General features: G+C 70.5%; 19 protein-coding genes and 2 pseudogenes. 7 read left to right on the plus strand and 14 right to left on the minus strand.

Annotated elements, in window-relative coordinates; translation table 11 throughout:
- The first annotated feature begins 95 nt into the window (after nt 1-95).
- Nucleotides 96-1763, plus strand: coding sequence for a beta-N-acetylhexosaminidase (locus ACFWDI_RS23880; protein WP_385306702.1), 1668 nt, complete (start codon nt 96-98; stop codon nt 1761-1763).
- A gap of 291 nt (nt 1764-2054) precedes the next feature.
- Here ACFWDI_RS23880 and ACFWDI_RS23885 read toward each other — a convergent pair whose 3' ends face one another.
- The 6 genes from ACFWDI_RS23885 to ACFWDI_RS23910 form a co-directional block, all read right to left on the minus strand.
- Complete coding sequence (locus ACFWDI_RS23885; protein WP_385306650.1) at nt 2055-2930, minus strand: siderophore-interacting protein; 876 nt, start codon at nt 2928-2930, stop codon at nt 2055-2057.
- Nucleotides 2927-3958 carry an ABC transporter substrate-binding protein gene (locus ACFWDI_RS23890; RefSeq protein ID WP_385306651.1) on the minus strand — a complete coding sequence of 344 codons (1032 nt, stop codon included), beginning with the start codon at nt 3956-3958 and terminating at the stop codon, nt 2927-2929. The genes ACFWDI_RS23885 and ACFWDI_RS23890 overlap by 4 nt, the downstream gene beginning before the upstream one ends.
- 221 nt (nt 3959-4179) lie before the next feature.
- Nucleotides 4180-5340, minus strand: coding sequence for an acyl-CoA dehydrogenase family protein (locus ACFWDI_RS23895; RefSeq protein WP_327323726.1), 1161 nt, complete (start codon nt 5338-5340; stop codon nt 4180-4182).
- A gap of 2 nt (nt 5341-5342) precedes the next feature.
- Nucleotides 5343-6284, minus strand: coding sequence for a hydroxymethylglutaryl-CoA lyase (locus ACFWDI_RS23900; RefSeq protein ID WP_327323725.1), 942 nt, complete (start codon nt 6282-6284; stop codon nt 5343-5345).
- On the minus strand, nt 6281-8311 hold the full coding sequence (locus tag ACFWDI_RS23905; RefSeq protein WP_385306653.1) for an acetyl/propionyl/methylcrotonyl-CoA carboxylase subunit alpha: 2031 nt from the start codon (nt 8309-8311) through the stop codon (nt 6281-6283). Before ACFWDI_RS23905 ends, ACFWDI_RS23900 begins: the two co-directional genes overlap by 4 nt.
- An 8-nt stretch (nt 8312-8319) precedes the next feature.
- A complete protein-coding gene (locus ACFWDI_RS23910; protein ID WP_385306655.1) occupies nt 8320-9936 on the minus strand; it encodes a carboxyl transferase domain-containing protein in 1617 nt (538 codons plus the stop codon).
- A 121-nt stretch (nt 9937-10057) separates the two neighbouring features.
- On the opposite strand from ACFWDI_RS23910, the gene ACFWDI_RS23915 reads away from it, so the two are divergent.
- Both ACFWDI_RS23915 and ACFWDI_RS23920 read left to right on the plus strand, forming a co-directional pair.
- A complete protein-coding gene (locus ACFWDI_RS23915) occupies nt 10058-10651 on the plus strand; it encodes a TetR/AcrR family transcriptional regulator (RefSeq protein ID WP_327323722.1) in 594 nt (197 codons plus the stop codon).
- A gap of 100 nt (nt 10652-10751) precedes the next feature.
- Nucleotides 10752-11531, plus strand: coding sequence for a phosphatase (locus ACFWDI_RS23920; RefSeq protein WP_326650035.1), 780 nt, complete (start codon nt 10752-10754; stop codon nt 11529-11531).
- On the opposite strand, the gene ACFWDI_RS23925 is transcribed toward ACFWDI_RS23920, so the two are convergent.
- The 4 genes from ACFWDI_RS23925 to ACFWDI_RS23940 all read right to left on the minus strand — a co-directional run bounded on the left by ACFWDI_RS23925 (nt 11501) and on the right by ACFWDI_RS23940 (nt 16369).
- Nucleotides 11501-12502: a cation diffusion facilitator family transporter gene (locus tag ACFWDI_RS23925; RefSeq protein ID WP_385306657.1), complete on the minus strand. Its 1002-nt coding sequence runs from the start codon at nt 12500-12502 to the stop codon at nt 11501-11503. The genes ACFWDI_RS23920 and ACFWDI_RS23925 overlap by 31 nt on opposite strands.
- 20 nt (nt 12503-12522) lie before the next feature.
- Nucleotides 12523-13395: an acyl-CoA thioesterase II gene (tesB, locus tag ACFWDI_RS23930; RefSeq protein WP_327323719.1), complete on the minus strand. Its 873-nt coding sequence runs from the start codon at nt 13393-13395 to the stop codon at nt 12523-12525.
- Nucleotides 13396-13414: 19 nt separating this feature from the next.
- A complete protein-coding gene (locus ACFWDI_RS23935) occupies nt 13415-14572 on the minus strand; it encodes an acyl-CoA dehydrogenase family protein (RefSeq protein WP_327323718.1) in 1158 nt (385 codons plus the stop codon).
- Between the two features lie 189 nt (nt 14573-14761).
- The gene (locus ACFWDI_RS23940; protein ID WP_385306659.1) at nt 14762-16369 is read right to left on the minus strand and encodes a PucR family transcriptional regulator ligand-binding domain-containing protein; all 1608 of its coding nucleotides are present in this window, start codon (nt 16367-16369) and stop codon (nt 14762-14764) included.
- Nucleotides 16370-16494: 125 nt separating this feature from the next.
- Here ACFWDI_RS23940 and ACFWDI_RS23945 point away from each other — a divergent pair, with 125 nt between their 5' ends.
- Genes ACFWDI_RS23945 through ACFWDI_RS23955 form a run of 3 tightly spaced genes read left to right on the plus strand, consistent with a single transcriptional unit; the run spans nt 16495 to nt 20650 of the window.
- Nucleotides 16495-17961, plus strand: coding sequence for a sodium:solute symporter (locus ACFWDI_RS23945; protein ID WP_385306661.1), 1467 nt, complete (start codon nt 16495-16497; stop codon nt 17959-17961).
- Nucleotides 17962-18002: 41 nt separating this feature from the next.
- Nucleotides 18003-18971: an agmatinase gene (gene speB / locus ACFWDI_RS23950; protein WP_362686893.1), complete on the plus strand. Its 969-nt coding sequence runs from the start codon at nt 18003-18005 to the stop codon at nt 18969-18971.
- Nucleotides 18968-20650 (plus strand): thiamine pyrophosphate-binding protein, encoded by a 1683-nt coding sequence (locus tag ACFWDI_RS23955; protein ID WP_385306662.1) that lies wholly within the window; start codon nt 18968-18970, stop codon nt 20648-20650. Before speB ends, ACFWDI_RS23955 begins: the two co-directional genes overlap by 4 nt.
- A gap of 151 nt (nt 20651-20801) precedes the next feature.
- Here the strand turns inward: ACFWDI_RS23955 and ACFWDI_RS23960 are convergent, their stop codons facing one another.
- From ACFWDI_RS23960 to ACFWDI_RS23975, 4 genes and pseudogenes are all read right to left on the minus strand, one after another.
- Nucleotides 20802-21014, minus strand: a complete 213-nt coding sequence (locus tag ACFWDI_RS23960) for a hypothetical protein (RefSeq protein ID WP_385306664.1) — start codon at nt 21012-21014, stop codon at nt 20802-20804.
- Nucleotides 21015-21121: 107 nt separating this feature from the next.
- Entirely contained in the window at nt 21122-22846 is a 1725-nt protein-coding gene (locus tag ACFWDI_RS23965) for a TerD family protein (protein ID WP_385306665.1), read from the minus strand.
- A gap of 249 nt (nt 22847-23095) precedes the next feature.
- Nucleotides 23096-23479, minus strand: a pseudogene (locus tag ACFWDI_RS23970) (RraA family protein); the annotation flags it as partial.
- A gap of 17 nt (nt 23480-23496) precedes the next feature.
- Nucleotides 23497-24057 (minus strand): annotated as a pseudogene (locus ACFWDI_RS23975) (histidine kinase); the annotation flags it as partial.
- Between the two features lie 133 nt (nt 24058-24190).
- Here ACFWDI_RS23975 and ACFWDI_RS23980 point away from each other — a divergent pair.
- The gene (locus ACFWDI_RS23980) at nt 24191-24706 is read left to right on the plus strand and encodes a DUF3592 domain-containing protein (protein ID WP_385306666.1); all 516 of its coding nucleotides are present in this window, start codon (nt 24191-24193) and stop codon (nt 24704-24706) included.
- Nucleotides 24707-24792: the final 86 nt, after the last annotated feature.

A 24792-nucleotide genomic window follows, 5' to 3' on the forward strand; every position in this document is an offset into this window, starting at 1 on the left:
TGGCGAGGGCCCCGGCCCAGGTGATTCCTGCCGGGTCCGGGGGATGCGCAGTGTGGTCTACACCTTGACCGGAGTTGGGGCTCGCGGTACGCATGATGACTGCCGTTCGGTTGCTCAGCACCACAGTTGCGACGCCCGTCGAAGGGACCCAGCCTGTGAGACAGCCCAGAACGTTCCCCCGTCTGTTCGGTTCGCTGCTGCTCGTCGTGGCGGCAGGGATCTCCACCGTCGGGGCCGTGCCCGCGGGCGCGGAACCGGCTCCCGCCGTCCGCCCGCTCGGCCGGATCGTCCCCGCGCCCGCCTCCGTACAGCCGGGCGGAGCGCCGTACACCCTCACCCCGTGGACCCGTATCCGCGTCGACGACCACTCCCGCGAGGCACGGCAGATCGGCACGTACCTCGCCCGGATCCTGCGGCCTTCCACCGGCTACGCCCTGCCCGTCACCGACGACCACCTCCCCGGCGGCATCCGGTTGCGGTTGAGCCCCCGGGACCAGGGCCTGGGCGAGGAGGGCTACCGGCTGGAGTCCACGCGCGGCTCGCTCACCCTCACCGCCCACAAGCCCGCCGGGCTCTTCCACGCCGTCCAGACGCTGCGGCAGCTGCTGCCGGCCTCGGTGGAGAAGGACAGCAGACAGCAGGTGCCGTGGAAGGTCGCGGGCGGCACCATCACCGACACCCCGAGGTACGCCTACCGAGGCGCGATGCTCGATGTCTCACGGCACTTCTTCACCGTCGACCAGGTCAAGCGCTATATCGACCAGCTGGCGCTCTACAAGATCAACAAGCTGCATCTGCATCTCTCCGACGACCAGGGCTGGCGGATCGCCATCGACTCCTGGCCGCGTCTCGCCACATACGGCGGCTCCACCCAGGTCGGCGGCGGACGCGGCGGCCACTACACCAGGAAGGACTACCAGGAGATCCTCGGCCACGCCGCCTCGCGCTATCTGGAGGTCGTCCCCGAGATCGACATGCCGGGACACACCAACGCGGCGCTCGCCTCGTACGCCGAGCTGAACTGCTCCGGCATCGCGCCGCCCCTCTACACCGGCACCGACGTCGGCTTCAGCTCGCTGTGCGTGCCCAAGCCCGTGACGTACGACTTCGTGGACGACGTGGTACGTGAGCTGGCCGCGCTCACCCCCGGCAGATACCTCCACATCGGCGGCGACGAGGCCCACTCCACCAGCCACGCCGACTATGTGGCGTTCATGGACAAGGTGCAGCCGATCGTCGCCAAGTACGGGAAGACCGTGGTCGGCTGGCATCAGCTGACCGGTGCCACACCGGCGAAGGGAGCGCTCGCCCAGTACTGGGGCCTGGACGGCACGAGCGACGCCGAGAAGGCGCAGGTCGCGCGGGCGGCGCGGAACGGCACCGGGCTGATCCTGTCGCCCGCCGACCGGGTCTACCTCGATATGAAGTACAACAAGGACACGCCGCTCGGCCTGGACTGGGCCGGCTTTGTGGAGGTGCGGCGCTCCTACGACTGGGACCCGGCGACATATCTGCCGGGCGCGCCCGGATCCGCGGTCGCGGGTGTCGAGGCGCCGCTCTGGTCGGAGACGATCTCCACCAGCGACCACATCGAGTTCATGGCCTTCCCGAGGCTGCCGGGGGTTGCGGAGCTGGGGTGGTCGCCGGCGTCCACGCATGACTGGGAGGCGTACAAGGTGCGGTTGGCGGCGCAGGGGCCGAGGATGGCGGCGCTCGGGATCGACTTCTACCGCTCGCCACAGGTGCCCTGGCCTTCGGCCTGAGCCCGCCCCCGGGACTCCGCCCACCGGCCCTGCGCCTCAATCGCCGGCGGGGCTGGGTTTCGGGGGTTCGGCCCCTGGGCCCCGCGCCTCAATCGCCGGCGAGGCTCATGTGGGGGCTCCGCCCCAAGCCCCGCTCCTCAAACGCCGGAGGGGCTTGGATGTCGCCGACGGGGCTGGGATTTCAGCCCGTCCGGCGATTGAGGACACCCCCTGAAGGGCGTACGGGGTCCGGGGCGGAGCCCCCCGTGGCGGGCCGCACATCGGCACAGCGGGAAGGGGCAGGGGACAAGCTCACATCTCGGCGGTCTCGGCCTCCTCGCGGAGGCCGTCCTCGCTCACGCCGCGCTTCCAGTAGCCGACGAACGTGACGCGGCGGCGGTCGAGTTCACGGTCGCGCACGAGATGGCGGCGCAGCGCCTTCACGCTGCCCGACTCGCCCGCGATCCAGGCGTACGCCGCACCCTCGGGCAACTCGGCGGCGCCGACCGCCTCCAGGGCGGACGGCGCGCCCTCGTCCCGGACCAGCCAGGTGATCTGCGCGTCCGCGGCGGTCTTCAGCTCCTGGCGGTCATCGCTGTGCTGCACCTCGAGCCAGACCCGGGCCGTCAGGCCGGCCGGCAGCCACTCGAGGATCGCCGCGGCGGCCGGCAGGGCCGTCTCGTCGGCCCAGATCAGCACCCACTCGGTGTCCTCGGGCGGTCGGCAGCGTACGGCGGTGTTGTCGGCGACGGCCGGGCCGAGCACCATCACGCGGTGGCCGGGTGCGGCCCGGCCCGCCCAGCGGCAGGCCGGGCCGACGCCCGCCCCGTCAGCGGCCGACGTCGCGGCGTGGATCGCGAAGTCGATGTCCACCTCACCCGCCTCGCCCGGGAGTTGGCGCTGCTCCCGCACCGTGTACGAGCGCATCACGGCCCGTACGTCGTCGGGCAGCGCCCGCCAGGCGGCGAAGACGGCGCTGCTGTCACCGGCGTCCACGGGAACCACGGGCGCGTCCTGGCCCGGCTGCGGAAGGAAGAGCGAGAGGGACTGGTCGCGGCCTCCGGCGGCGAAGTCCTTGAGGTCCTCGCCGCCGAAAGTGACGCGGACCATGGACGGGCCGAGCCGCCGGGTCCGTATCACCTGCAGGTCGAAGAAGCGGAACGGGGCGGGCTCGGCCGTCGTCGTCATGGTCGGGCGACCTTCTTCGCGGTCTCGATGGCCTTGGCCAGGTCCTCGAGGATCGGCGCGCACTTGTCGTAGGAGTAGATGGGCTCGGTGACGCGCGGGAAGACCTGTTCGGCCTTGACCGCGGGCAGCTCGGCCCAGGTCGGCTTGGAGGTGAGTGCGGCGGGCTGCAGGACCGAGGAGCGGTTGTCCATGATGATGATGTCGGCGCCGTACTTACCGACGTTCTCCCAGCTGAGCTCCTCGAAGAAGCCCTGGGCGTTCGGCTTCGGCTCGACGAACTTCACGCCCAGCTCCTGGAAGTACAGGGTGTCGGCGGACATCTTCGGCACGGAGACGTAGAAGAGGTCCTGGCTGGCGGAGCCGATGAGCACCTTGATGTCCGGCTTGGCCTTGGCGGCCGCGCGCAGCCGGGCCGCGGCCTTCTCGAAGCGGGCCTTGGCGGCGGCGGCCTGCTTGCCCTTGACGTCACCGCCGAGGGACTCGGCGAGCTCGGCGTGGCGCTGCAGCGCCTTCTGCATCGTGGTTCCGGCTGCCCACAGCAGAACGCTGGGAGCCAGCTTCATGATCTTGTCCTTGGACTGCGGCGGGACGTACCACGGGTCGTCCTTGGCCCACATGTTGGTGATCAGCAGCTCGGGGCTCAGGGCCGCGTACTGCTCGATCTTGAACTCGCCGTAGACATTGCCGATGATCTCGACCTTGTTGATGTCGAGGTCGCCGGCCTGGACGTCGGGCTTGTCGTCCTTGCCCTTGGTCGGGCCGAAGACGCCCTTGACCTCGACGCCGTAGTCGTAGAGGGCCGCGGCGGTGCCGATGAACGCGACGATGTTCCTCGGGGTCGTCTTCAACTGGACGTTCGTGCCGCGGTCGTCCTTGAAGGACCAGGGGCCGGACTTCTCGGCGGCCTTGCCCGGGCCGCCCTTGTCGTCGCTCTTGCCGCAGGCGGCGAGCGCGATGCCGAGCCCGACGGCGCTGCCCGCGGCGAGCACGCCGCGACGGGTGAGACGGGAAGGACGGGCGTTGGGCATGATGATGTCCGTTTTCGTGCGTGCCGGTTCGGCCACTGGCAGTTCGAAAGGCAGGTTAGCCTAACCTTAGCTACTGTCCAGCGGGGGTCTGCCTGCGATGCGCACATCGAGGCCCGATGCGCAGACCGGACCCCGAGGGGCCTGCCCGCAGCAGGTCCGAAAGCGGCCCGAACGCGAACGGGGGGCGACCCTTTCCAGGCCGCCCCCCGTCCACGCGCGCGTCAGCCGGACAGGCCCAACTCCCGTGCGATCAGCATCCGCTGGACCTCGCTCGTGCCCTCGCCGATCTCCAGGATCTTGGAGTCCCGCCACATCCTGGCCACCGGGTACTCGTTCATGAAGCCGTAGCCGCCGTGGATCTGGGTGGCCTCGCGGGCGTTGTCGACGGCGACGGTCGACGAGTACAGCTTCGCCAGCGCCGCCTCCTTCTTGAACGGCTCACCCTGGACGAGACGCGAGGCCGCGTCCCGCCAGCCGACCCGGGCCATATGCGCCCGCATCTCCATGTCGGCGATCTTGAACTGGATCGCCTGGTTGGCGCCGATCGGCCGTCCGAAGGCGTGCCGCTCCTTGGCGTACTTCACGGACTCGTCCACACAGCCCTGCGCGAGCCCGGTCGCCAGCGCCGAGATGGCGATCCGGCCCTCGTCGAGGATCCGCAGGAACTGGGCGTATCCGCGGCCCTCCTCACCGAGCAGGTTGGCGAGCGGCACCCGGACGTCGTCGAAGGACAGTTCGCGGGTGTCCGAGGCGTTCCACCCGACCTTGGAGTAGGGCGCGGCGACGGTGAAGCCGGGAGTGCCGGACGGGACGATGATCGAGGAGATCAGCGGCTTGCCGTCGGGCGTGCGGCCGGTGACCGCCGTGACGGTCACCAGGCCCGTGATGTCCGTACCGGAGTTGGTGATGAAGCACTTGGAGCCGTTGATGACCCACTCGTCGCCGTCCCGGACGGCCGTCGTCCTTGTGCCACCCGCGTCCGAGCCGGCGCCGGGCTCGGTCAGCCCGAACGCGCCGAGCAGCTCGCCCGAGCAGAGCCGCGGCAGCCACTCCTGCTTCTGCTCCTCCGTGCCGAAGCGGTAGACCGGCATCGCGCCCAGCGAGACGCCCGCCTCGAGCGTGATCGCGACGGACGAGTCGACGCGCGCCAGCTCCTCGAGGGCGATGCCGAGGGCGAGATAGTCGCCGCCCATGCCGCCGTACTCCTCGGGGAAGGGCAGTCCGAACAGGCCCATCCGGCCCATCTCGCGGACGATCTCGTACGGGAACTCATGGCGCTCGTAGAAGTCGCCGATCTTCGGTGCGACGACGTCGTGCGCGAACGCCTCGACGGTGCGGCGCAGTTCCTCGTGTTCAGGGGTGAGGCGATGGTCGAGCGACATTGCTACGACTCCTTGTGGGAGAGGGCACGCACGGTGCGGGAGGGGCTTGGACGGCCCAGCTGTTCGGCCATCCACGCGCTGGTGGCGGTGAGCCGGCCGAGGTCGACCCCGGATTCGATGCCGAGGCCGTCGAGCATCCATACGAGGTCTTCGGTGGCGAGGTTTCCGGTCGCGCTCTTCGCGTACGGGCAGCCGCCGAGGCCGCCCGCGGAGGCGTCCACGGTGGTCACACCGTGCTGGAGCGCGGCGAAGGTGTTGGAGAGGGCCTGCCCGTAGGTGTCGTGGAAGTGCACGCCGATCGCCGAGGTGGGCACGCCCTCCTCGTTGAGCTCGGCGAGCAGGCTCTGCACATGGCCGGGCGTGGCCACGCCGATGGTGTCGCCGAGACTCAGTTCGTCGCAGCCGAGGTCCATCAGCTGCTTGGCGACCCGGACGACCTGGTGGACCGGGACCGGGCCCTCCCACGGGTCGCCGAAGCACATGGAGAGATAGCCGCGGACATGGATCTTGTCGGCGCGGGCCTTGGCGACGACCGGCTCGAACATCGCGAGCGACTCGCCGACGGTGCGGTTGAGATTGCGCTGCGCGAAGGTCTCGGTCGCCGATCCGAACACGGCGATCCGGCGCGCACCGAGGGCCGTTGCCCGCTCGAGCCCGCGCTCGTTCGGTACGAGGACGGGCAGCGCGACGCCCTCGATGTCCCCGAGCAGCGGGAACAACTGCTCGGCGTCGGCGAGTTGGGGCACCCACTTGGGGTGGACGAAGCTGGTCGCCTCGATCGTCGTCAGACCGGCGTCGGCGAGCCGGTGGATGAACTCGGCCTTGACCTCGGTCGGAACGACCGTTTTCTCGTTCTGCAGCCCGTCGCGGGCGCCGACCTCGTGGATACGGACGCGGGGCGGCAGATCCTGCACGGGAACGGCCATGGGCAGCCCGTCGGTCATGCTTCCTCCCTCGGGGTGACGACCGCCAGGATCTGGTCCATGGCGACGGTCGAGCCGGGTGTGACGTCCAGCTCGGTGACGGTGCCGGCGTGCGGGGCGGAGATGACGTGCTCCATCTTCATCGCCTCGACGACCAGCAGACTCTGGCCCGCGTCGACCTCGTCCCCGACGGCGACCTTCACCACGGTGACGGTGCCCGGCATCGGTGCGGCCAGGGTGTCGGCGCCGGCGTGCGCGGCGCCGCTCAGGGAGGCCTCGACCGGGTCGTGGTCCAGGACGTGCCAGCTGTCGCCGTCCCGGCCCAGCCAGGTCCCCTCCGGGGAGGGGGCGTGGGTGAAGGTGTGGGTGACGCCGTCGAGTTCGATCGTCACCCGGCCGGGCTCGAGCGCGACAAGGCGGATGCCGAACCCCCGGCCGGACAGCTCCGCACCGGCCGCCGCCGCGGCTTCGCCGAGCGCGATCTCCGTGGTTCCGGCCACCGTGCGCGTGCGCACATGCACCGGGTCGCGGCCCGGGATACGGAAGTCATGGACCGTCCAGGCGGGGGTGCCGCCCAGGCGCCAGGCGTCCGACACCGAGAAGGGGTCCACCCAGCCCGCACCCCGCCGCGGACTCAGCCCGGCCAGTCGTACCGCCGCGGCCGCCGCGTACACCTCGTCCCGCACACCTTCCGGGACCAGGTCGTCCGCCTCGCGCTCCACCAGGCCCGTGTCCAGGTCGCCGGAGACCACCGACTCGTGGGCCAGCAGACGGCGCAGGAAGCCCGCGTTCGTCGGGACGCCGAGGGTGACCGTGTCCGCGAGAGCCGCGCGCAGTCTGCGCAGGGCGGTCGGGCGGTCGGGGCCGTACGCGATGACCTTCGACAGCATCGGGTCGTACAGGCTGCCGACCTCCGTGCCCTCGGCCAGGCCCGAGTCGGTGCGCACCCCGTCGCCCTGCGGCTCGTGCAGCGCGAGGACCGTGCCGCCGGAGGGCAGGAAGCCGCGTGCGGGGTCCTCGGCACAGACACGGGCCTCGACCGCATGGCCCGTGAGGCTGATGTCCTCCTGCGTGAAGGGCAGTTGCTCGCCCGCCGCGACCCGCAGTTGCCACTCCACCAGGTCCAGGCCGGTGATGAGCTCCGTCACCGGGTGCTCGACCTGGAGGCGGGTGTTCATCTCCATGAAGTAGTACGCGGACGGGTCATGGCCAGGGACGATGAACTCCACCGTGCCCGCGCCCCGGTAGCCGCACGAGCGGGCCGCCTGGACCGCGGCCTCGCCCATCGCGGCGCGGGTCTTCTCGTCCAGCAGGACGCTCGGCGCCTCCTCGATGATCTTCTGGTGGCGGCGCTGCAACGAGCACTCGCGCTCGCCGAGGTGGACCACATGGCCGTGGCCGTCCGCCAGGACCTGGATCTCGATATGCCGGGGGCGGTCGATCCACCGCTCCACAAGGAGGGTGTCGTCGCCGAAGGAGGCACGGGCCTCACGGCGGGCCGCCGCGATCTCCTCGAGCAGCGCCGATTCCACCCGGGTGAGCCGCATGCCCTTGCCGCCGCCGCCCGCCGAGGGCTTCAGCAGCACCGGCATTCCGATCTCGCGGGCGGCAGCGGCCAGTTGATCGTCCGTCAGTCCCGAACCGGACGAGCCCGGCACCACCGGGACGCCCGCCGCCTGCACCGTCTCCTTGGCGCGGATCTTGTCGCCCATCAGCGAGATCGCCGAGGCGGGCGGGCCGATGAAAACCAGGCCGGCGTCGGCGCAGGCCTGCGCGAAGCCCGCGTTCTCGGCGAGGAAGCCGTAGCCCGGGTGGACCGCCTCGGCGCCGGTCCGGGCCGCGGCCTCCAGCAGGCGCTCCACACAGAGATAGCTCTCGGCCGCGGGCGCCGGGCCGATACGGACCGCCGTGTCCGCCTCCCGTACATGCCGTGCGTCCGCGTCCGCGTCGCTGAAGACGGCGACCGATCGGATGCCCATCGCGCGCAGGGTGCGGATGACCCGTACCGCGATCTCGCCTCGGTTGGCGACCAGGACAGTGCTGAACATGGAGGTCCTCACATCCGGAAGACGCCGAAGCCGGGCTCACCCAGCGGGGCGTTGGCACACGCGGTCAGGGCCAGACCCAGCACCTGCCGGGTCTCCAGCGGGTCGATCACGCCGTCGTCCCACAGCCGTGCCGTGGCGTAGTAGGCGTTGCCCTGCTGCTCGTACTGCGCGCGGATCGGCTCCTTGAAAGCCTCCTCCTCGGCGGCGGGCCACACCTCGCCCCGCCCTTCGAGCTGGTCGCGCTTGACCGTCGCCAGCACCGAAGCGGCCTGCTCGCCGCCCATCACCGAGATCTTGGCGTTCGGCCACATCCACAGAAAGCGCGGCGAATACGCCCGGCCGCACATCGAGTAGTTCCCCGCGCCGTACGAGCCGCCGACGACGACCGTCAGCTTCGGCACCCGGGTGCAGGCCACGGCCGTGACCATCTTGGCGCCGTGCTTGGCGATGCCGCCCGCCTCGTAGTCCCGGCCGACCATGAAGCCCGAGATGTTCTGCAGGAAGAGCAGCGGGATACCGCGCTGGTCGCACAGCTCGATGAAGTGCGCGCCCTTCTGGGCGGATTCGGAGAACAGGATGCCGTTGTTGGCGACGATGCCGACCGGATGGCCGTGGATCCGGGCGAAGCCGGTGATCAGCGTCGTGCCGAACTCCGACTTGAACTCCGCGAACCGGGAGCCGTCCACGATCCGGGCGATCACTTCGCGTGCGTCATAGGGGGTGCGGGAGTCGACCGGCACCGCGCCGTACAGCCCGGCGGGGTCCACCTTGGGCTCCTCTGCCGGCTCGACCGACCAGGGGAGCGGGCCGCGCTCGGGGAGCGTCGCCACGATGTTCCGTACGATCCGCAGCGCGTGCGCGTCGTCCTCCGCGAGATGGTCGGTGACGCCGGAGATCCGGGAGTGGACCTCGCCGCCGCCCAGCTCCTCCGCCGTGACCACCTCGCCGGTCGCGGCCTTCACCAGCGGCGGGCCGCCGAGGAAGATCGTGCCCTGGCCCCGCACGATGACCGCTTCGTCGCTCATCGCCGGGACGTACGCCCCGCCGGCCGTGCAGGAGCCGAGGACCGCCGCGATCTGCGGGATGCCGGCGCCGGACATCCGCGCCTGGTTGTAGAAGATCCGCCCGAAGTGCTCGCGGTCGGGGAAGACCTCGTCCTGCATGGGCAGGAAGGCGCCGCCCGAGTCCACCAGATACACACAGGGCAGACGGTTCTCCAGAGCCACTTCCTGGGCGCGGAGGTGCTTCTTCACCGTCATCGGGTAGTACGTGCCGCCCTTGACCGTGGCGTCATTGGCGACGACGACCACCTCGCGGCCACTGACCCGCCCGATCCCTGCGATCACGCCGGCGGCCGGGGCCTGGCCGTCGTACATCCCCTCCGCCGCGAGCGGGGCGAGCTCCAGGAAGGGCGAGCCCGGGTCGAGGAGGGTGTCCACGCGGTCGCGCGGCAGCAGCTTCCCGCGCGCCGCGTGCCGGGCGCGGGCCTTCTCGCCGCCGCCGAGGCGGGCCGCCGCCAGTCGGCCGCGCAGGCCGTCGGCGAGCTCCTGGTGCGCCGCCTCGTTGGCCTGCCAGGCCGCCGAGGCGGGATCTGCCGCGCTCGCCAGCACGGGTGCCTGCTGCATCGTCTTGAGCCCCCTTGCCCGTACGACTCCGTTGTCGCTTCCGTACGAGGATCAGTTAATGAGCGTTAACGCGTTTCCTCCAGGTTAACGAGCGCTAACAGGCTTGTCTAGAATCAATGCCATGACCACCAGGACGGATGCGCCGAAGCGCCGCGAGCAGATCCTCAAGGAGGCCGCCCGCCTCTTCGCCGAGCGCGGCTTCCACGGCGTCGGCGTCGACGAGATAGGGGCTGCTGTCGGCATCAGCGGACCCGGGCTGTACCGCCACTTCGCGGGCAAGGACGCCATGCTCGCCGAACTGCTGGTGGGCATCAGCGAACGGCTGCTGAGCGGCGGCCGGCTACGGGTGGAGGAGGCCGAGGCCGACCCCGAGGTGCTGCTCGCCTCCCTCATCGACGGGCACATCGACTTCGCTCTCGACGACCGACCGCTGATCACCCTTCACGACCGTGAGCTGGACCGGCTGCGCGACAGCGACCGCAAGCTGGTGCGGCAGCTGCAGCGGCAGTACGTCGAGTTGTGGGTCGCCGCGGTACGGGAACTGCATCCGGAAGTCCCCGAGGCGGAGGCGCGGGCGGCGGTCCACGCGGTGTTCGGCCTGCTCAACTCGACGCCGCACCTCGGCTCGTACGGCAGCGGTCTGCCCGGCCGGGCGGCGACGGAGACACTGCTGCGGCGCCTAGCGCACGGGGCGTTCGCGTCGCTGACGGGCTGAAGGCCCGCGCCGCGCGCGGCCGCCGCAGGTCATCGGCCGGGTGCGTCCAGCGTTCGGGACAGTGGGCACGGTCCGTGTGCCTGACGGCACAATGGGGCTCATGCCGATACCCAGCCGCGCCGCCCTTGTCGACCACCTCGTCCGCTCACGTATCGCCGGAGACGTCGCCACCCCCCGCGACAACAACCTCTCCCACTACCGCAAGCTCGCCAACGGCGACCGGCACTACTGGCTCGGCCTTGAGCTCGGCGACCGCTGGACCGACGAGCAGGACGTGCTGGCCGTGATGGCCGAGCGGTGCGGCGTCAGCGACGATCCCGGGCACCGGCAGGGCCAGGACACCATCGACCCGGAGCTCACCGTCGACGCCCTGGAGCGGATGGCGGCCCGGCTGCGCAAGGCCGTCGCCGGCCGGCAGCGGGTGCTCTTCGCGACCGGTCACCCGGGTGGGCTGCTGGATGTGCACCGACAGACCGCCGACGCCCTGCGGGCCGCCGGCTGCGAGATCGTACGGATTCCGGGCGGGCTGACGGCCGACGAGGGCATGGTCTTCCAGTTCGCGGACGTCGCGATGCTGGAGCGCGGCGCGACCCTGTGGCACACGCACTCACCTGCGCCCATGGCCGCGATCCTCGACGGGCTCGAGCGCGAGGGCCGCGAGCTGCCCGATCTGGTGGTGGCCGACCACGGCTGGGCCGGGTGCGCGGGGCAGCGCGGTCTCGACTCCGTCGGATACGCGGACAGCAACGACCCGGCGCTGTTCATCGGCGAGGCGGAAGGCACCCTCCAGGTGACCGTCCCGCTCGACGACCATGTCACCGATCCGCGCTTCTACGACCCGATGACCGCCTACCTGCTGGACGCGGCCGGCCTCTCCTGACCGAGGCCCGGTGTCGGATCCAGATACACGCGCCGGATCGCGGGGAAGCGCTCCCGCAGCTGCTCCTCCGCCTCCTCGCACGCCCACTCGACCTGCCGGGCGCTCGAGGCGTCCCGGAAGTCGACCTTCGCGGCGATCAGGATCTCGGCCGGGCCCTGGATGAGCGTGGTCAGCTCCAGCACGTCCACGATGTGCGGGACGGTGAGGATCTCCTCCCGTACGGCTTCGCGCATCGGCTCGGGGAGCGGGCGGCCGATCAGCAGCCGGGCGTTGCTGCGGCCCAGTACCCAGGCCACGTAGACCAGCAGCACGCCGATCAGGACCGACGCCACACCGTCCCAGACGCCGGAGCCCGTCAGCTGCCCGCCGAGCAGTCCGCCGGCCGCGAGCAGCAGACCGGCGAGCGCCGCGGTGTCCTCCAGGACGACCGCCTTGACCGCGGTGTCGGGGGTCAGCCGCAGATAGCGGCCGGCCGGCGCCCCCAGCCGGGCGGCCTCGGCGCGGACCTGCCGGACGCCCGTACGCAGCGAGTAGCCCTCCAGCAGGAAGGCGACGCCGAGCACGATGTACGAGACGAGCGGATCGCCCGGATCCTCGCCGTGGGTCAGGGTGTGGATGCCGTCGTAGACGGAGAAGACCGCGCCGCCGACGAACGTCGCGACGGCGGCGAGCAGCGCCCAGATGTAGCGCTCGGGGCCGTGGCCGAGCGGATGGTCCTCGTCGGCCGGCTTCGCACTCCGCTTGAGGGAGGTGAGCAGCAGCAGCTCGGTGACCGTGTCGGCCACCGAGTGCGCCGCCTCCGAGAGCATGGCGCTGGAGCCGCTGATCACGCCGGCGACGGCCTTCGCCACGGCGATGCCGAGATTTGCCATCGCCGCGACGATCACCGTGGAGGTGCTCTCACCTGAGCCCGCAGGCTCATCGCTCGCGCTCGCAGGCTGTTCGGCCGTGCTCGCAGGCTGTTCGCTCATGTACCGGACCGTATGTCCGATCAGTGGGGTACGCGAACGACGCCTTCCTGGATGACGGAGATGGCAAGCCGCCCGTCCTGGGTGTAGATCCGCGCCTGGCCGAGACCCCGGCCGCCGGACGCCGACGGTGACTCCTGGTCGTACAGCAGCCACTCGTCGGCCCTGAAGGGCCGGTGGAACCACATCGCGTGGTCGAGCGAGGCGCCGACCACGTCGCCGACCGCCCAGCCGCCGCGGCCGTGGGCCAGGAGCACCGAGTCCAGCAGCGTCATGTCGGAGACATAGGTGGCGAGGCAGACATGCAGCAGCGGGTCGTCCGCGAGCTTGCCGTTCGCCCGGAACCACACCTGCGAGCGCGGCTCGCGCGGTTCGCCCACGCTGCCGTACGGCGGAGCGTCGACATAGCGCAGATCGACCGCGGCCCGTGCCTCGAGCAGCCGCTCCACGGTGCCGGGGTCGACGAAGTCGCCTGCGTACCGCGGCAGGATCTCGGCCGCCGTCGGCAGGGTCTCCGGTTCGGGCGCGGACGGCATCGCCGCCTGGTGCTCGAGTCCCTCCTCGTACGTCTGGAAGGACGCGGAGAGGTGGAAGATCGGCTGCCCGTGCTGGACGGCGACGACCCGGCGCGTGGTGAAGGAGCGGCCGTCGCGGATGCGGTCGACCGTGTAGACGATCGGCGCGCCCGGGTCGCCCATGCGCAGGAAGTACGCGTGCAGGGAGTGGGCCGTGCGGTCCTCGGGGACGGTGCGGCCCGCGGCGACGAGCGCCTGGGCCGCGACCTGTCCGCCGAAGACGCGCGGTACGAGGGCGGAGCGGGACCGGCCCCGGAAGATGTCCTGCTCGATCTGCTCCAGGTCGAGCAGATCGAGCAGGTCGTCAAGTGCTGAGCTCATGGGAGGAAGGTAACTGTCCTTACAGGCCCATGGACTTGGCGATGATCGACTTCATGACCTCGCTGGTGCCGCCGTAGATGCGGTTGACGCGGTTGTCGGCGTAGAGACGAGCGATCGGGTACTCGTTCATGTAGCCGTAGCCGCCGTGCAGCTGCAGGCACTTGTCGATGACGCGGTGCGCGACCTCGGTGCAGAACAGCTTCGCGGACGCGGCTTCGGCGGGCGTGAGCTCGCCCGTGTCCAGAGCCTCCAGCGCGCGGTCGGCCACGGCCTCGGCGGCGTCCACCTCGGCCTGGCAGGCGGCCAGCTCGAACTTGGTGTTCTGGAAGTGCGCGACCGGCTTGCCGAAGACCGTCCGGTCCTGCACGTACTGCTGGGCGAACCGGACGGCGGCCTTGGCCTGCGCGTACGCGCCGAACGCGATGCCCCAGCGCTCGGAGGGAAGGTTCGCGCCGAGGTAGTAGAAGCCCTTGTTCTCCTCGCCGAGCAGGTCCTCGGCCGGGACCTTCACGTCGACGAAGGCAAGCTCGGCGGTGTCGGAGGTCTTCAGGCCGAGCTTGTCCAGCTTGCGGCCGACGGAGTAGCCCGCCGACTTGGTGTCCACCGCGAACAGGGAGATGCCGAAGCGGCGGTCGTCCTCGCGCGGGGCGGAGGTGCGGGCACACACGATCACGCGGTCGGCGTGCACACCACCGGTGATGAAGGTCTTGGCGCCGTTGAGGACGTAGTGCGTGCCGTCCTCCGAGAGCTTGGCGGTGGTCTTCATGCCCGCGACGTCGGAACCGGTGCCCGGCTCGGTCATCGCCAGCGCCCACATCTCCTCGCCGGTGACGAACTTCTCCAGGTAGCGCTTCTTCTGCTCGTCGGTGGCCAGCATCTGGATGTACGGCAAGGCGAGCAGCACATGTACGCCGGAGCCGCCGAAGTTGACGCCCGCGCGGGCCGTCTCCTCGTACATCACGGCCTCGTACTTGTGCGACTCGATGCCGGCGCCGCCGAACTCCTCGTCGACCCGGATGCCGAAGACGCCCAGCTCACCGAGCTTGTAGTAGAAGTCGCGGGGCGCCTGGCCGGCGGCGAACCACTCGTCGTAGACGGGCACGACCTCGGCCTCGATGAAGGCGCGGATGGTCTCGCGGAACGCCTCGTGGTCCTCGTTGAAAACGGTACGGCGCACGGGACGCCCCCTTCCCTTTGCGGCTGACCGCCGCCGCTCTCGCGGAGGTGGTTCACCGCCATCGTGATTGATCAAATGATGGACTAAGCGCTTGCTCAGACTGAAGTTACCGGTCGGTCACCGGGGCTGTCCAGGGTGGGGATCGGTCGTACGCGTCACAGTTCCGGCTCGTGTCGGCTCGGTGCCGGCTCACAGGGAGCGCAGGGCGAACCAGAGCTCCATCCGTACGTCGGCGTCGTCGAGATCCTCGTCCAGCAGCGTCGCGCAGCGGGCGATGCGCTGGCGGACGGTGTTGCGGTGGACCTCCAACGCCGCGGCCGTACGGTCCCAACTGCCGTGCAGGGAGAGCCAGCTGCGCAGGGTCTCGATCAGGGCGGGGGAGTCGACGAGCGGCGCGAGACGCATCCGGGCGTGGGCGGCCGCCTCGTCGGGCGAGAGCAGTGCGGCCAGGGAGGTGCCGCGGTGCCTGACCACGTCGGTGCGGGTGGCGGCGGCGCGGTGGACGGCCCTGGCCGCCTGGGTGTCGGCGGCGCCGAGCTCCTCGGGACGGACGGGGGCGCTCACGCCGAGGACCCAGCCGGGCTGCGGGGTCACCTCGCGGTCGGCCGGGAGCAGGATCCGTACGGTGCCGTCCTCGGCCGGGTCGACGAGCGCGCTGCCGAGCCCGGCGCCGAGCGCGGACGCGGCGAAGGGTGTGCCGCGCTCACCGCGCGCGTGCACGACGATCCACCGGTCGGCCCCCAGCAACGGCGCGGCCTCGGCGGGCCGCGCGCCGAGCAGCAGCCGTACGAGAGCGGCACTGCGCCCGGTGCTGTCGGCGCCCTGGTGGGGCGCGGTCAGCAGCGAGAGCAGCACGACGGCGACACCGGCGACGGTGTGGTCACCGGGTTCACGGTGGGGAGCGGCGAGGCCGAGGACGAGCCCTTGGCTGCCGCCGAGGGCGTAGGCGGCGAGATGGGTCCCGCCGACGGCGTCACTGGCGGACGCGGGCGCGGGCCGGCTGGTTTCCCCGCCGGGCGGCCCACCGTCCGCCGGGCTTCGCCGCGAAGCGGGCGCGGCGGGCGCGGTGAGCGCGGCGGGGTCGGGGGGCGCCCCCTCGGTTCGGGCAGGGGCGGGGTGGGGGACTTCCTCCGCGCCCGCCGACGACGGATACACCTGCGGGTTCACCCCCTGCGGGTTCACCACCTGCGCCAGCCGCTTCAGCGCCGCCCGCGCCTCCGGGCCCGGGGAGCCCCCCGCGGCCGACAGTTCCGTGCCCGAGGCGTCGAGCAGCACCGCCTGGCCGCCAAGGCGGGCCGCCAGCTGGTGGAGGACCGCCGGGACCGGGTCCGGGCGGGCCGCCGCCGTGGCGAGGCCCTGCTGGGCCTGGGTCACCCGGCGCAGCTCCCGGTGGCGGGCCTCGGCCATCAGCCGCCACACCGCGCGGGCCACCGCCGTGAACGGCGTCTTCGGTGGGACCTCCAGCAGCGGCAGTCCGTGCCGGTCGCACGCCTCGATCAGCGCGTCCGGCACCGTGTCGTACACCGGCGCGACGCCGAAGCCGAGTGCTGCCGCGCCCGCCTGCACAATGCGCGACACATATCTGTCGGGGTCCTTCAGCAGCACCCCGGCGCTCATCAGCAGCTCGCCGCCGAGCAGATACGGATAGGGATCCTCCATCTCCGAGGTGTGCACCCAGTGCAGCACCGTGCCCGCCTCCATCGGCCCGGCGATCTGGCGCAGGCCGAGATCCTCGCGGGCGAGCAGCGCGGCGAGCGGGATACCTGGGGTTGGTGGGGCTGCTGCAGATTCCGGCATGGACGGTCCATCCATCAGCGGTGTTGAGAATGGATAAAACGTACACTTCAGCGTTGCTTTCCAGCCACCTAGCGTCGTTTCGCACAAGACCTGAGGACCCCGGGGGACGAGACGGAAGGAAGCCGATGGCTGTCGACTACGCAGTAATCGTTGTCTATCTGGCCGGCATGCTCGGCATGGGCTGGTGGGGCATGCGCCGCGCCAAGTCCAAGAGCGAGTTCCTGGTCGCGGGCCGCCGGCTCGGCCCCTCGATGTACTCCGGCACCATGGCGGCCATCGTCCTCGGCGGCGCCTCCACCATCGGCGGCGTCGGCCTCGGCTACAAGTTCGGCCTCTCCGGCGCCTGGATGGTCTTCACCATCGGCCTCGGCCTCCTCGCCCTCTCGGTGTTCTTCTCCGCGCGCATCGCCCGGCTGAAGGTCTACACCGTCTCCGAGATGCTCGACCTGCGCTACGGCGGCAAGGCCGGCCTCATCTCCGGCATCGTGATGTGGGCGTACACGCTGATGCTCGCGGTCACCTCCACGATCGCGTACGCCACCATCTTCGACGTCCTCTTCGACCTCAACCGGACCGCCTCGATCATCCTCGGCGGCGCGATCGTCGTCGCGTACTCGACGCTCGGCGGCATGTGGTCGATCACCCTCACCGACATGGTGCAGTTCGTCGTGAAGACGGTCGGTGTGCTCCTGCTCCTGCTGCCCATCGCGGTCGTCAAGGCCGGCGGCTTCAGCGAGATGAAGGCGAAGCTCCCCACCGAGTACTTCGACCCGCTGGGCATCGGCGGCGAGACGATCTTCACCTACGTGCTGATCTACACCTTCGGCATGCTGATCGGCCAGGACATCTGGCAGCGGGTGTTCACGGCGCGCAGTGACAAGGTCGCGCGGTACGGCGGCACGGTCGCCGGTACGTACTGCCTCGTCTACGCCCTGGCCGGCGCCGTCATCGGCACCGCCGCCAAGGTCCTCTACCCGAAGCTGCCCAACGCCGACGACGCCTTCGCGACCATCGTCAAGGACGAACTGCCCATGGGCGTACGCGGACTGGTGCTGGCCGCGGCCCTCGCCGCCGTCATGTCGACGTCCTCCGGAGCGCTCATCGCCTGCGCCACCGTCGCCAACAACGACATCTGGTCGCGAGTGCGGGGCCTGACGTCCCGGAACGGCGACGACCACGACGAGGTGAAGGGCAACCGCGCCTTCATCCTGATCATGGGCATCGCGGTCATCTGTATCGCCATCGCGCTCAACAACGTCATCGAGGCGCTGACGGTCGCGTACAACCTGCTCGTCGGCGGTCTGCTCGTGCCGATCCTGGGCGGCCTGCTGTGGAAGCGCGGCACCGTGTACGGCGCGCTGGCCTCGGTCACCGTCGGCGGCCTCTCCGTCATCGGCCTGATGGCCACGTACGGAATCCTCGCCAACCAGCCCGTCTACTACGGCCTGCTGCTGTCGCTGGCGGCGTACGTGATCGTCTCCCTGGCGACCAGGCCGACGGACGCGGCCACCCTGGCGAACTGGCGCGAACGCCTGGCGGGCCGCGGCGCCGAGGAAGAGGCCCCGGCCGAGCCCGTGACCGTAGCCAGCTAGAGTCGTAAACCGCAACGAAGCGTAGGAAAGTAGGAAATTTCATGAGCAGCAACGAGCAGCCGCGCGGCCCGATCGACTCGTCCCGTATTCCGCGGTACGCCGGACCCGCGACGTTCGCCCGGCTGCCCCGGCTCGACGAGGTCGGCCGCGCCGATGTCGCCGTGGTCGGCGTTCCCTTCGACTCCGGGGTCTCCTACCGTCCCGGAGCACGCTTCGGCGGCAACGCCATCCGCGAGGCGTCGAGGCTTCTGCGCCCGTACAACCCGGCGCAGGACGCCTCGCCCTTCGCACTCGCGCAGGTCGCGGACGCGGGTGACATCGCCGCGAACCCGTTCAACATCAACGAGGCCGTCGAGACGATCGAGGCCGCGGCCGACGACCTGCTGGGCACCGGCGCGCGGATGATGACGCTCGGCGGCGACCACACCATCGCGCTGCCGCTGCTGCGCTCGGTGGCCAAGAAGCACGGCCCGGTCGCCCTGCTGCACTTCGACGCGCACCTGGACACCTGGGACACGTACTTCGGCGCCGAGTACACGCACGGCACGCCGTTCCGCCGGGCCGTCGAGGAGGGCATCCTCGACACCGAGGCGCTCTCGCACGTCGGCACGCGCGGTCCGCTGTACGGCAAGCAGGACCTGGACGACGACGCCAAGATGGGCTTCGGCATCGTGACGTCGGCCGATGTCTACCGGCGGGGCGCCGATGAGGTCGCCGACCAGCTGCGCCAGCGCATCGGCGACCGGCCGCTGTACATCTCCATCGACATCGACTGCCTCGACCCGGCGCACGCGCCCGGCACCGGCACGCCCGAGGCCGGCGGCATGACCTCCCGCGAACTGCTGGAGATCCTGCGCGGTCTGGCCTCCTGCAACCTTGTCTCGGCCGACGTCGTCGAGGTCGCGCCCGCGTATGATCACGCCGAGATCACCTCGGTCGCCGCGTCCCACACGGCGTACGAGCTGACCACGATCATGTCCCGCCAGATCGCCGAGGGGCGCGCCAAGTGACGCACGATCACGACCTGGTGCTGCGCCCCACCGAGGCTCAGACCGCGGCCGCGCTGAACCCGCCGCCCGGCCGCAACGGCGGCGACCTCGTGGTCGAATCCCTGCAGGGCCTGGGTGCGACCACGGTCTTCGGCCTCCCGGGCCAGCACGCGCTCGGCATGTTCGACGCGCTGCGCCGCTCGCAGCTGGAGTACGTCGGGCTGCGCGTCGAGAACAACGCGGGCTTCGCCGCCGACGCGTACGGCCGGGTCACCGGCGAGGTGGCCCCGCTGCTGCTCTCGACCGGCCCCGGCGCGCTGATGTCCCTGGCCGCGCTCCAGGAGGCGGCCGCGGCCTCGGCGCCGGTGCTCGCCATCGGCAGCCAGGTCCCGACGCCCGGTCTCGGCGGCGGCCGCCACGGCTATCTGCACGAACTGCGCGACCAGCAGGCGTCGTTCCGCGACATCGTGAAGTCCGTGCACACCGTCCGTACGGCCTCGCAGATACCGTCCGCGATCGCCGCTGCCTGGCAGTCGGCGCTAACGGCGCCGCACGGCCCGGTCTGGGTCGAAATCCCGCAGGACGTGCTGCTGGCCGAGACGACCCTGCCGGTCGTCACGGCCATGGACGCCACGCCGCAGGAGGTCGTGCCGCGCCCCGAACTGACGGCTGTGGCGGCGCACTTGCTGTCCACCGCATCCCGTCCGGCGATCATCGCGGGCGGCGGAGTCGTCCGCTCCGACGCGTGCGGCAAGCTGCTCGCCCTCGCGGAGAAGATCGACGCGCCGGTCGTCACCACCTTCGGCGGCAAGGGCGCCTTCCCCTGGGAGCACCCGCTCTCGCTCCAGTCCTGGCTGGAGGACCGCCACACCACGGACTTCCTCGAATCCGCGGACGTTCTGCTCGTGGTCGGCTCCGGCCTCGGTGAACTGTCCTCGAACTACCACACGTTCGCGCCGCGCGGCCGGGTCATCCAGATCGAGGCGGACGCCGGCAAGCTGGAGTCCAACCACGCGGGCCTCGGCATCCACGCGGACGCGCGCCTCGCGCTGTCGGCACTGCTGGAGACGGTGGAGGAGCGCGAGGATCCGGCCGCGGCCGAGTCCGTACGCACGGTCCTGACCCAGGTCCGGGCTCGCATAGCCGCCCAGGACCTGACCCTGGAACAGCAGGTGCTGGCTTCCGTCCGCGAGGCCCTGCCGGACACGTCCCCGAGCTTCTGGGACATGACGATCCTGGCCTACTGGGCCTGGTCGGCCTTCGACGCCCGCCACCCGAACACCATGCACTCGGCCCAGGGCGCGGGCGGCCTCGGCTACGGCTTCCCGGCGGCGCTGGGCGCGGCGGCGGCGGACCGTACTCGTCCGGTCCTCGCGGTCTCCGGCGACGGCGGCGCGATGTACTCGATCGCGGAGCTGGCGACGGCTCGCCAGTACGACCTCCCGGTCACCTGGCTGATCGTGGACGACGGCGGTTACGGCATCCTGCGCGAGTACATGGAGGACGCGTTCGGCGAGGCGACGGCGACGGAGCTGTCCCGCCCGGACTTCGTGGCACTGGCGGAGTCCTTCGGGGTCCCGGCGGTCCGTACGACTCCGGAGTCGCTGAGCGAGGACCTGGCCAAGTCCTTCGCGGAGCCCGGCCCTTCGGTGGTCGTACTCCCGGCGGTCCTCCGCATGTTCGCCCCGACGCACCTCTGAGCTCCCTGCCCGAACCCTCCTGACTCCTGCGCCCTGCTGCTTCTCCCCCCGTGGAGCGGCGGGGCGCAGGTCTGTCCGCACCGGTTACGGGCGGAGCTGAACGAGCAGGACGGATCGCCGTTGTTCTCGTCGTCCGCGTCGAAAGCCGGGATCAGCCGACGGCAGCCGGTTCCACGGGCTGTGAGCGGCTTACCTGACGCCGTTCGAAGGAGATCAGCTGTGCGACGACGCTCGCGTAGAACCGGTCCACAGACTCGTCGACACTGCGGATGAATCCGGATTCGGCGCTGCCACGAGTGGCACCCATGCCCTTGAACAACGACAGCCGGAAACCGGTCATCCCTGCGCCGTCCTTGGGCAGCATGTCGGCCGGCTCGGGCCGTAGCCGTTCCAGGGTGCCGCGTGGACCATTGCCGCCCTCGACAAGAGTCTCGACATGGAGGTCCGCAGGCGCCTCGGCCAGCAGCCGGATCAGACGCTTGGCCGAGGTGAGGGGGTAACTCCCGTCCGGGGCCTGGATTTCGATGGATGTGTGCGAAGTCTGGCGGTCCGCAGATCGGCCGTGATCCCGAGAACGCCTGGCGTACCGTCGATGCGCAGCTCAGCGGTCAGGCGGCCTTCGGCGCACAGCCGGTCGGCGAGTACGGCGCGCCGGGAGTGCGGATCGGTGCCGCGCTTGGCGCGCTGTACCGGCAATGCCTTCTGGCCGAGTTCGCCGCCGAGGCGTAGGCAGACCTGGCGGATGAGCCGTTCCCAGCTCTCGACGACCTCCACGGCGCGTTGGTCGCCCTGGCAGAGGGTCTCCGCATCGATGCCGTTTCGTACGGGCACCCAGGCTGGTCCCATGTTCTGGAAGCCGTGGCAGCCGGAATTCTCGTGCTGAAGGTAGTGCAGCAACTCCTGCAGGAGCCACGCATGGGCGGCATTGCCGACGCCCTCATGGCGGATCAGCATCTGTGCCTGGTGGGCCACTTCGGCCCAGGACAGATGCCAGAGGGCGACCTTGTGCTTGCGCCGCCCATCGGTTCTGACGTCCACCAGCGGACTGCCCTCCAGGGCCACGTCGTTGGAGAGCGTGATGACTGCCTCGTATCCGCGGCGGGCGGCAATGTCCATGTAGTTCTGGACCTGATCCGGTTTGAGCGGGTTCCCATTGGTCTTCGTCTCGACCAGGGCGGTCCACAACTTGCCCGCGCGCTCTACGCGGATCACACCGTCCGGGCGCTTGGGGCTATCTCCGTGCGGCAGTGTGACCTCCGTGAAGGTCTGCATACGGCCGGCCGGTGCGCCGAAAGCAGCGGTGAGCCGACGCCCCAACTCAGGAACTTCGGCCATCACTGACAGCAGAACGGAAGTGGCCCGCAGCTCACGCTCCTTGTCGCTTTTGAGCGACGGCGCGGGGAAGAGCCGGGCAGGCCTCCACGAGTCGTTCTCGGCGAGGGACTTCTTGGCCACCTTGGGCAGCGTGACCTTCTTCTTGGCGGTGCGAGGGCCGGGGACACGCTTTGGCGTCGGCTCAACTCCCAACGGCTGCACTCCACTTGCTGCCTCCGCGAGAAACACCGCCGGTGACTCGACGGACGGTGGCCGAGGCTCATCGGCCTTCGGTACCTGCTCCACCGCAGGTACCTCTACGGCGTCGCCCTCGCCCTCGGCATCGATATCGATGCCGAAGTCCGTTGCCAGACCGGCCAGACCGGTCTCGTAGCCCTGGCCGATTGCCCGGAACTTCCACTCCTCGCCCCGCCGGTACAGCTCACTGAAGATGAATGCACTCTCGACGCCGGCGTCGGTGATGGAGAATCCGAGCAGAGCCTCGCCACTACGATCGGCGAGCGTCACCCGAAGGTCGTCCAGTTCACCGAAGCAGGAACCGCCGTACCGACTGGCTGCCACAACGATGCGTTCAACATCCCGGGGAACTGCGGTCAGATCGAGGCTGATGCGGTCTTCGTTGCCACTGTCGGTCGGAGTCTTCCCCAACAACTGCACGCTGCCGTCGGCTGCGGCGGGGTTGTTGTAGAAGAAGAAATCGGCGTCGTTGCGCACCTTGCCGTTGCCGTCCAGCAGCAGCACGGACACATCCGCGTCGCCGTCCCCCGCCGCGCTGCTCCAGCGCAGACTCACGATCACCGAACCGGTGTCATCGCTCAGGGCTGCCAGGCCGACATTGGAACCCTTGGCCATTTCGCGCATGCCGTTCCCCCCAACGTGCAGCCGCGTCCGGGCAGGCCGCAGCAGCCGCACCATGTCGATCTGTGACGTATCTCGCACTCGGTGCTACGAAAAGAACCGTAGCGCTCGCAGCCGGCGCACGAGGAGATGATGTGAAGAATGGGGTGACCAAGGAACGGGGATCCGAGACTTCGGTCTTCCCGTCTGCTGCGATGCGTCGAGCCCTGGGCGCAACTCGGCCAGGATCATTCGAGCCTTGAACAGCCTCGATCAGTCTTCGAAGCCGTTCTCGCCCAGGATCTTGTTGATGCGGGCGCGATGCGCCTCCTCCCATGCGTCGAGGGATTCGTCGGCCTCCTTGGACAACTTCGTCCGAGCGTCGAGGAGCACCCGCTCCTGACGGGCGCTGGGAGTGACCACGATGCCCTCTTCGTCGGCCACCACGATGTCGCCGCCACTCACGTTCACGCCGCCACACCGCACCTGGCCATTGAGCGGCTCAACGGCTGCCTTGGTCCCCGGGATGGGGATGACTCCCCTGGCAAAGACGGGAAAGCCCATCTCGCGCACCTCGGCGAGGTCACGGATCGCCCCGTCGACCACGAACGCCGCGATCCCTCGACGCTGCCCGCCGCCCTCGCCGCACCCGCCTGCACCACCGCCACCGTCAGTGCGTGCCCGATCGAGTCGTGCAGCTCCCGGGCGATCCGGTTCCGCTCCAACAACTGCTCGGTGCGCTCCTCCAGGGCGGCGAGCCGCTCCGCAGCCGACGGGCCGAGCAGCCGTCGGACAATGGCCGTGATCAGCTCCCCGAGTCCCACAACGGCCGTCAGCAGAGCGACGATCGGCAGCGGCACGAGCAGCGCGTACCACCAGTGATGTCCCGGCACGTCGACCAGCTCGCCCTCGACCGTGCCGCCGCCGGCCGCGGACATGGCCAGATCCACCGACAGCCCGAGCAGGGTCGCGGTGAGGAATCCGGTGAGGAGGCCCAACGCCAGCCGGATCTCCATCCACAGAGCTGTGCGCCACCGGTCGGCCCAGGTGGCGGACGACTCGGCGGCGATGCCCGAAGCCGACTCCGCGTACCCGTGCGGGGAAAGCAGCAGCCGTGCCTGCAGCCCCTCGGCCAGCCGCACCGCCGGAATGAGCCCCAGCAGCCCCAACACGGGTCGCCGCGGCCCTGTGGGCCGGCCGGCAGTCGCTCCACCGCCGGGACGCCTGAAGGACATCGGCCCGCGGCATCGAGGCCCGCTGTGACCGAGCGCCTGGGAATGGGAACCGCCGCTCCCTGCTGGGTATCTTCACGGGCGTCGTCGGCCCGGCGTGCAGAGGTCTGGGGCCGGACCATCAGGGGGATGCGGAATGACTGCTTTGGGTGGAATGTTCGGGTTTGTATTCGGGGTGTTCGGGCTGCTGTTTGCGGCCTTCGGGATCGGGATGCTCATCTGGTTGGCACGGAGGGGCTCGGAGTACAAGCGGACTTTGCGGGAGGGGCTGGTCGCGGAGGCTCGCTGTCTGGAGACGTTCATGGTGCACCGTTCCTCGGACGGGCATGGGCACAGCGAGCGGCGCCAGATCCTCGGGTTCCGGACGTCCGACGGACGGGATGTGCGGGCCCAGGTCGCCTCGGAGCAGCTCTATGTGGTGGGGGACATCGTGCCCGTGCGGTATCTGCCGCAGCGCCCCGAGCGGGCGGTGCCGGCCGCTTCGCCGCCCGTGCTCGGGGCCATGTCGTATCTGACCGGCGGGGTGCTCGTGGTCTTCACATGTGTGGGGCTCTTCTTCGCCGCGATGGGCTTCGCTCTGGCCGTGTTCATCGACTCGTCGGCCGATGACGGCGGGATCAGCCCGGAGCAGAGCTGGACCGCCGAACCCTAGGTTCTGCCCCGCGGCCTGCCTGGGGCCAGGCCGCTCGCCGGCACCGAAGTGGCTGTGGCCGTGCTCAGCACGCGGGTGTGAGACGA

It is taken from the genome of Streptomyces sp. NPDC060064, assembly GCF_042736455.1.
GTDB lineage: Bacteria > Actinomycetota > Actinomycetes > Streptomycetales > Streptomycetaceae > Streptomyces.